At 64.0% G+C, this 8036-nt stretch carries 7 protein-coding genes and 1 pseudogene; 5 read left to right on the top strand and 3 right to left on the bottom strand.

All coding sequences use genetic code 11. From position 1 onward, the window contains the following. Positions 1 to 109: 109 nt before the first annotated feature. Positions 110 to 463, top strand: a pseudogene (locus tag EV641_RS28120) (IS1380 family transposase); the annotation flags it as partial. Between the two features lie 192 nt (positions 464 to 655). Beyond that, positions 656 to 1639 (top strand): HEPN domain-containing protein, encoded by a 984-nt coding sequence (locus EV641_RS28115; RefSeq protein WP_347238254.1) that lies wholly within the window; start codon positions 656 to 658, stop codon positions 1637 to 1639. A 36-nt stretch (positions 1640 to 1675) separates the two neighbouring features. Here EV641_RS28115 and EV641_RS28110 read toward each other — a convergent pair whose 3' ends face one another. Further along, complete coding sequence (locus EV641_RS28110) at positions 1676 to 2071, bottom strand: hypothetical protein (protein WP_199233411.1); 396 nt, start codon at positions 2069 to 2071, stop codon at positions 1676 to 1678. 526 nt (positions 2072 to 2597) lie between these two features. Between EV641_RS28110 and EV641_RS28105 the strand changes: the two genes are divergently transcribed. Continuing rightward, positions 2598 to 3035: an ester cyclase gene (locus EV641_RS28105; RefSeq protein WP_158289235.1), complete on the top strand. Its 438-nt coding sequence runs from the start codon at positions 2598 to 2600 to the stop codon at positions 3033 to 3035. A 258-nt stretch (positions 3036 to 3293) separates the two neighbouring features. Here EV641_RS28105 and EV641_RS28100 read toward each other — a convergent pair whose 3' ends face one another. Both EV641_RS28100 and EV641_RS28095 read right to left on the bottom strand, forming a co-directional pair. Further along, positions 3294 to 3713 carry an Hsp20/alpha crystallin family protein gene (locus EV641_RS28100; RefSeq protein WP_132476714.1) on the bottom strand — a complete coding sequence of 140 codons (420 nt, stop codon included), beginning with the start codon at positions 3711 to 3713 and terminating at the stop codon, positions 3294 to 3296. Between the two features lie 403 nt (positions 3714 to 4116). Next, positions 4117 to 4614: a general stress protein gene (locus EV641_RS28095; RefSeq protein WP_132476711.1), complete on the bottom strand. Its 498-nt coding sequence runs from the start codon at positions 4612 to 4614 to the stop codon at positions 4117 to 4119. Between the two features lie 487 nt (positions 4615 to 5101). Between EV641_RS28095 and EV641_RS28090 the strand changes: the two genes are divergently transcribed. Together EV641_RS28090 and EV641_RS28085 are read left to right on the top strand one after the other, a co-directional pair. Next, positions 5102 to 5752 (top strand): response regulator transcription factor, encoded by a 651-nt coding sequence (locus EV641_RS28090; RefSeq protein ID WP_132476708.1) that lies wholly within the window; start codon positions 5102 to 5104, stop codon positions 5750 to 5752. Between the two features lie 159 nt (positions 5753 to 5911). Beyond that, positions 5912 to 7516 carry a GAF domain-containing protein gene (locus tag EV641_RS28085; protein ID WP_132476705.1) on the top strand — a complete coding sequence of 535 codons (1605 nt, stop codon included), beginning with the start codon at positions 5912 to 5914 and terminating at the stop codon, positions 7514 to 7516. Positions 7517 to 8036 lie beyond the last annotated feature (520 nt).

Below are 8036 nucleotides of genomic sequence, written 5' to 3'. Positions count from 1 at the left end.
CTGTCCCCATGCCCGCTCCACCGGCCCGGACAGCACCTCGAATAAAGCGAAAACCCCAGTTCACAGGGTCGCTAATCAACAACTACGGCGCCCTGTGCCGACCGTCGACGCCGACCTCACCCACCGCAAGCACGCGATCATCGAAACGGTGTTCGCGGATCTGATCGACGGACCACTGGCGCATATCCCGTCGGGTCGGTTTCCGGCGAACTGTGCCTGGGTGCTCTGCGCGGCGATCGCGCACAACCTGCTCCGCGCCGCCGGCACCGTCGTCGGCGGCACTCATGCCGTCGCTCGTGGTGCCACATTGCGCCGGAACTTGGTGAACACCCCGGCCCGATTCGCGCGTCCCGCCGGCAGACCCGTGCTCCATTTACCCGCCCACTGGCCGTGGCAGAAGCAGTGGAACACGTTGTGGTCGAAGGTTATCGGCACAGCAATGAGGCCACCACAACCGGCCTGACCTATCCGTTCCGCCGCCCAGGCCCGACCCGAGGACCTTCGACAACGTGGATGGGCTGACACCCGGTCGGCGGAACACTCACGCCCACCGGCAGCCTGAAGAACCGAAATCATCACGAACCCCGCCGAGAACACCCATCCACGGATTCAGGCTAAGGACGGTTCGGGCAAGCTGAAGTTCCGTAGGTTCACTGTGGACCCCAGTGAGCTGGATTCGGTCTCTGCTCAGTTGAAGGAGTCCGGGGAGACCGTGACTCTGGGGTGGACTCTGAATATGCCGGGAGCGGCGGTAGGAGCCTGGGAACGCGGGTTCACCGTGAAGGAACGTGCAACCGTTACCGTTCGGTCCGACGAGAAAAGGGCGTGGAACGGATTCAACGACACAGTGTCCGCAGTGCGTGATCTGGTCACGTTGGCTACCCAGGTGGGGTGTCGTGTAGGGAAGAAAACGCTTCTCGTGAGGGACGATGACGCGGACTCGAGGGATTATCCCGTAGGGCTCTATTTCGATGCCGGCTCAGGTAAGGAACGCGCAGTGTCTCCCCACGACATCATCTTCACCCTGGAAGATGTGGACTGGGCCACCCTCCTGCCTGCATGGGTGGCGCTGCGGAAAAAGGTGGGATTGCCGCTCGATGTGCTTTTCAGCCTGGACTACAACGAGGGCGGTTTCTATCAGAACCGGATCTTCAACGCGGCGTCCGCCACCGAAGGATTTCACGCCGCTTTGCGCCCCGAGTCGGTCGGGATCCCGGCCGAGCTGCACGAGAAGGTGAAAGCCGCAGTACGGGCTTTGTTCCCAGAGGATAAAGACGCCCGTGAATGGATCAGCCAGCGCACAGGTGACAACCGGCCTGGACTGAAGCAGAGGATCACGGAGATCGCGAAAATCCCGGACCAGACAGCCGTGGAGAAACTGCTGACCGATGTGGATGTGTGGGCAAAGTGGTTGCGAGATGCGCGAAACGCTCTCGGCCACCTAAATACCGGCGAGTTGGAGAAGAAAGTTCCCGAGCGGGTCCGCTACCGACTCACCTACGTCACAAAGGCGCTGCTCCATCTGGTGCTCATGCAGGAGCTCGGGTTGAGCGCGGCTACACAGCAGAAGGCTGTAGAAAACAACTTCGGCTACTCGGCTCGCGCGTTCGGCGAAGGGGTCCGCGCGGCGAAGGCGTAGACGCCAGGGATGAGTGTCTGCGGTTGGGCGGGGTGCTCAATGTGTACAGCGAACTGCTGAAAGTGGGTTCTGAGCTGCATAGATGACACGTCCCGCCGGGTGGCCGGCGGTCAAGGCCGGGTGTGGGGAAGCGTTCCCTGCGCCCAGGGCTTTCCGGCTGCGTTTGAACAGCCAGTACCAGAAGCCGAACAGCAACAACATCGGTGCCAGCGAGATCAGCAGGTTCAGCAGCAGCCCGCGATCGTCGGTCAGCGGGGTGGCCGAGACGACAGCGCCGCTGCCTTCGAGTTGCCCGAGCAGATCGTCCTGCGCGAAGGTCGGCCGCTCGGTCGTGAATTCCTGGTACGTCGCCGTACCGGCAGACGAATCCCCCTCCGGGACGGGTTTCGGTTCCCGCAGCACTCCCTCGATCGTGTCGCCGCGCGAGAACATTGCCCTGTTCGACTTGCGTGGTGAACTCCGTATACGACACCCGTGCCGGTCCGCCGAGCCCGTCCTGGAGCGACAACAGACCGAAGACCAGCAGGTACCCCAGTCCGAGATAGAGCACCACTCGCCACCAGTTCGGACGACGGGACCGCCCCTCGCCGGCGCTCGGCGTCGTCGGCAGACCTTCGGTCCGCCACGGCTTCGGAGGCTTCCCGGCGACCGGTGGTCCGGATTCACGCGTCTTCTTCCTATCGGAGGACTGTGTGGTATCCCGCTCCACAATCGGGCTTCCTTCCCTCGGACTGTGCTTCCCTCGGACACTGTGCGCGGCCCCTTGAGAAGCGGGACACCTCGATACACGGAAGCGTCCCGTCGAGTCGAGTACACAAATGGTCGCATCCTGGTGTTCGGGCAGCCACGGGTAGAGTCTTCTCGATCTTCGGGTTTCCGGTACAGACGGGTACACCGCACAAGCGGATTAAAATGGCACCTGCACCCCGTACTGCCCGCATGATCGGATCCGATACCTGTGTCCAGCTCGTACCATCCCCCACCCGCCGAATTACGCGAGAAGTTCCGGGCCATCGTCGACGCGATCACCAGCGGCGACCTCGGGGCCTTCGATCCGTTGGTCCGCCTCGATATGGTCGATCACAACCCGGTGCCCGCCCAGGGCGACGGCCGACCCGGGTTGAAGTTCTGGGCCCGCGAGCTGCACGAGGCGATCCCGGACCTGACCGCCAGCATCGAGGACACGGTGGTAGAAAACGACAAACTCGCCGCCCGCGTGTTCTTCCGCGGCACCCACCGGGGCGACTTCCTCAACATCGCCGCCTCCGGCGAGTACGTCGAATTCGAAACGTTCTTCATCCTCCGGTTCGTCGACGGACTGGTCGTCGAATGGTGGGACGCCTCCAACACCGGCCGCGCCCTGCGCTCCCTCGGGGCACCACTGTCCTTCCCCTAGAACGACCGAAGGTCCGGGCCCCCGGTGATCGTCCGCTGCGCCCGCTCGCCGAGACACTGCCCCACCGACACATGGCCGCACCCCACCTGCCTTGCACCGTGGTCGAACTCCGCGGATGTACCGAACCCACGCGGCGACACGGGCCGGCTCGACCTCGCCTCGGTCGAGTCCCACAGCTATTGCTCCACGGCGATCCCGTCCCGGCCGGACGTGCCCACCGGGACGGCACAGGTACCCAGACACCAGGAACCGCCGAGGTCAGTCGGCGTTTTTGACGTCGATCTTGCGGGACGCGTCCGATGAATCACCCAAACCGACCGTGACGGTGAGAATCCCCTTGGCGTAGGTGGCCTCGATGTCGTCTTCCTTCGCGCCGGCCGGCAACGGCACCGATCTGCGGAAGCTGCCGTAGGAAAACTCCGAGTGGCCGCCCTCGGATTTCTCCTCGGACCGTTCGGCACCGATTTCGAGCCGACCGTGCTCGATCGACACGTCGATGTCCTTGCCCGGATCGAGACCGGGCAGCTCGGCACGCACGATGTAACGGTTGTCTTCGACCTTGTCCTCGATGCGGATCAGGTTGCTGCCGAACGGCCGTAGCTGCGGGAACCCGAACGTATCGAAGAACTCGCTCAGATCGGGAAACACGGATCGGGAACGACGAGCAGGAGCAGACATTTCGCACTCCTTCCAGGAAACGATTTACGGGCCACTTCCATTCGACGCCCCCGATACCGGTTCTGTCCGCGCAATCGCCGATAATCTCGATACGTCGAAAACCGATCTCGTACCAGGTCGATCCCACGCGTCGACGGAGCAGACGCCGACCCCCCATTGCGGGGCTTCGCCGCAATCGTCAGCGACCTCCCCTGGGGATCGTCCCAGCCAGCCGACATCGTCGGTGCCGCAACCATGACGACACAGCACACCAGCTCGGCCCTGCACGCGGCGCCCGACGGACCCGAACATCCCATTCGGCATACCCGCGGTGGCTGCACCGAACGGACGGCGCCTCGACACCCCGAATCTGTCAGAGTCGCCGGTGGCCCGTCTGGGGCGGGCGTCGGACTGCGACGGTCGGTTACCGAGGTTGACCCTCGCCTGGCGTGGACCGTCCGGGCTGCAACAGAGCACGGGCCCGCTCGGCGTGCGCGCGGTCGACCAGTACTTCGTACCGGTCGGCCAGCAGCTGACGGGTCGAGATGAAGTCTCGACGGCCACCGGACAACGCATGCCAGAGCAGGCTCACCACAGCGCCGGCAACCGCGCCCCACACCAGACCCCACAAGATCACGGCGAACCACCCCACCGCGTTCATCGTGAACAACGCCAGAAACACGCCGACCAGCAGCCCGATCCACAGGCCGGACAGGGCGCCCATCGCAGCTGCCTTCAGATAGGTCAGCCGACCCAACACATCTTCCACCATGCGCAGGCCCACCCCACTGATCGTGGTGTGCTCCACCGGAAACTTATTATCCGACAACCAATCCACCGCACGTTCCGCGGCGGCATAGTTGTCGTACTCCGCCACCGCAACCAGATCACGAAGGCTGGTCGCCCGGACCGATCGAGTCATCCTTCGCCTCCCTTTTCGTGTCGAACCGTCTTCCGTTCTTGTCGATCCGCTCCCCCGATACCCCCGCCGACCACCCCGCGCGGATACCGCGCGGGTGGAAGACACCCGTCGACCGAATACCCATCCCGGCTTACGCCAACCAATCCCGCGACCAACGACGACCGTCACACCCACCGGACCGCACCTCGTCCGGGCGCACATTCCTCACGACCCTGCCGCCGCCATCCCGGACGGTGAAGGAAGGCCCGCGGTCCGGCACCGACGACCGTGACGCAGTACGAGGCTGCCCCCGGGGGAGTGGACACCGGATTTCATGCGGCGAGTGCGAGCCGTACTCGAACCTGCGCACCCCCGATCGCGTGCTTCGGGCAGAACCCTCGAGAACCACTCCGGCACCTCGAACACCATGGCCGATAAAGTTTCACACGGACCACGAAGGTTACTTTTAGCGTTGCGGGCTTGTCGAAAGGACGTATCGTCAACGTGCATGACCACCGTGTTTCTCGTCGACGACCACGAGGTCGTCCGGCGCGGTTTGAGGGAACTCCTCGAAGACGATCCCGATCTCGAGGTCGTCGGGGAAGCAGCCACGGTGGCTCAGGCACTGGCACGAATGCCGGCCGTGCAACCACAGGTCGCGGTGTTGGACGTTCGCCTGTCCGACGGAAACGGGATAGAACTGTGCAGGGAGCTGATGTCCCGGTTTCCGTATCTTCGGTGCCTGATGCTCACCTCGTTCACCGATGATCGGGCCGTGCTCGAATCGGTCCTCGCCGGTGCGATGGGATACGTACTCAAAGATATTCAAGGGCCGCAGATCGTTCGCGCGGTAAAAGAGGTGGGATCGGGAAAATCGCTGTTGGACTCACAGGCGGTTACCGCGTTGATGGACAAGGTGCGGGCGGCTGCGCCGACGGGCGCGTCGATGGATCTCACCGGCCAGGAACGGATTCTGCTTCACCTTCTCGGTGAAGGCCTGACCAACCGGCAGATAGCCACCCGCATGTTCCTCTCCGAGAAGACCATCAAGAACTACGTCTCGCGTCTTCTGCTCAAGCTCGGACTGGACAATCGCACGCAAGCAGCGCTTCTCGCACAGAAAATGCCGCCGCCTGCCGACCACGGCGGCTCGAGGTAGGTGGCGCGCAACGCAGATCTCCTCGGCACGCGCCGATTGTGTGCTGCGCGGCTCGGTGGCGTTGCCCGGAACGAGTAGCGACCTCAGAGGTCTGCCCCGCAGCAGGCCACCGGATGGACCAGGAGAACCTGAAGAACAGAGTCGAAGAGGGGCGGGGCCGTGGATCGAGGACACAACCGACTTCTCACATTCATGGGGGCGGTGACATCCCAGCTCGATATCGACGCCATCGTGCGAACACTCGTCCACGCCGCGGTCACGGTGACCGATGCCCGGTATGGGGCGGTGATCGTGCTCGGGCCTCATCGATCTGCCGCCGAGGTCGTGACCGAGGGCCTCGATGAGGCAACGCGGGCCCGCATCGGTGCCCCGCCGCGCCTGGACGGGATTTTGGGAATGGTCCTCGAGCGGACCGAACCGCTGCGGCTGGACGATCTGACGATCCATCCCGCGGGAGTCGGATTTCCACCCCATCACCCCCCGATGCGTACCTTCCTCGGGGTTCCGATCCGGGTTCGTGGCGACACATTCGGCAGCCTGAACCTGGCCGAGAAGACCCACGGCCGGCCTTTCACCCACGACGACGCAATCATGGCGCTCGCCTTGTGCGCCGCGGCAGGTTTCGCGATCGAGAACGCCCGACTGCACAGACGGTCGCATATGCACCGACAGTGGCTCGAGGCCACCCGGGACATCGCCACCGAACTTCTCGCGGGCACAAGCGTCGACGACGTGCTCCAGCTCATCGCGGAAAAGTTTCACGTTCTTTCCGGCGCCTCCCACGTGACGCTCGCCGTTCCGCCGGACGGGGACCTGCGAGCCGCAGAGTCGAACGAACTCTGGATCGCCGCGACAACGGACAGCGCCTGCGGCTCGGCGCTCGGGGAGAGCATCCCGCTTGCGGGGCCGCTGGGACGACTCTTCCGGAGGCGTTCGCCCCTGCTCGTCGAGAAGTTGGAACACGGCTTCCCGTACGGTTCTGCGCTTGCCCTGCCCTTGAGCGAGGGCGGCCAGATAATAGGCACGCTCCTTGCATTGCGGTCGGACAGCGTCGCACCGTTCAACGAGGAACATCTCGAATTGGGTGCCATGTTCGCGGATTACTGCACGTTGGCTCTGCGGATTTCGACGAACCAGCGGCGGATACGGGAATTCGACGTAGTATCCGAACGGGAGCGGATCGCTCGTGATCTACACGATCAGGTGATCCAGAGACTGTTCGCCGCGGGCCTGGCGCTGCAGGGCACCCAGCAACGCACCGAGTCCGCGGAGATCCGGGGGCGGTTGACCGACTCCATCGACACACTGCAGACGATCATCGAGGACATCCGTACCGTGGTCTTCGATCTGCGGGAAGGACGGCCCCACAGTCGACCGTTGCGCCAACGCCTCGGGGCCATCATCACGGAACTGACGGCCAGCACCAAGATCTCGGTCACCGTCCACATCTCCGGACGATTCTCCGATATCGACGGGAGCCTGGCCGATCATGCCGAGGCCGTCCTGCGCGAAGCCCTTGCCAATGCCGTGCGGCACGCCGCGGCACAGGGCATCACCATCCGTGTGGCCTTGACGGACCATCAGCTCACCGTCGAAGTGGTCGACGACGGCACAGGCATTCCCGCAGACTCCCCCCGCAACGGACTGGACAACCTCGCGGATCGAGCGAGAAAGGTGAGGGGCAGCCTCACGGTGACCAACCTCGCCTCCGGAGGCACCCGGCTCGTCTGGTCGGCGCCGTGCCAACGCACGGAACCGAGCTGACCACACCCACCCCGGAGGCACGCGGGGCGAAACAAACACTCGCTACCAGGCATCCGCTCCGCTTTCGGGGCCACCACCCACGATCGACTCCGCCCCGCCCGTGGTGTGGACATTCGTCCCTGTTCCACGACCGGTCCGGGCGGTGAAATAAGAACTGCCCCTATGGCAAGGAAAGGAAACCCGTCAGTTGCATCAGGAGAGCACCCCATACCGAGGACAACGCTGTGGTCATGGATCGGCGGGCACGTGCGCCGAGACAGTCGAACGACTCGCGACAGAGCATCACGGTCGATTGCCCCGCCATGTTCTCATCGAAGTGGTCGCTCAGGCCCGGCAGGATCTTGCAGGAGTTCCCGAGGGGGCACTGCCCGAACTACTCGAACGGCTGGCGCGCGTCCGACTCCCGCAACCGTAGGAATCGGACTATCCCACCAGACAATCGAGGCAACAATTCTCCCGTACCGTCGTGAATCGATGACATTCCGCCCTATCCCGGGAGGCATTTCATTGACAGACTTTC

The sequence above is a fragment of the Rhodococcus sp. SMB37 genome, assembly GCF_004345605.1.
In the GTDB taxonomy this organism is placed as follows: Bacteria; Actinomycetota; Actinomycetes; order Mycobacteriales; family Mycobacteriaceae; genus Rhodococcus.
This window is presented reverse-complemented; position numbering and strand designations above follow the sequence as displayed.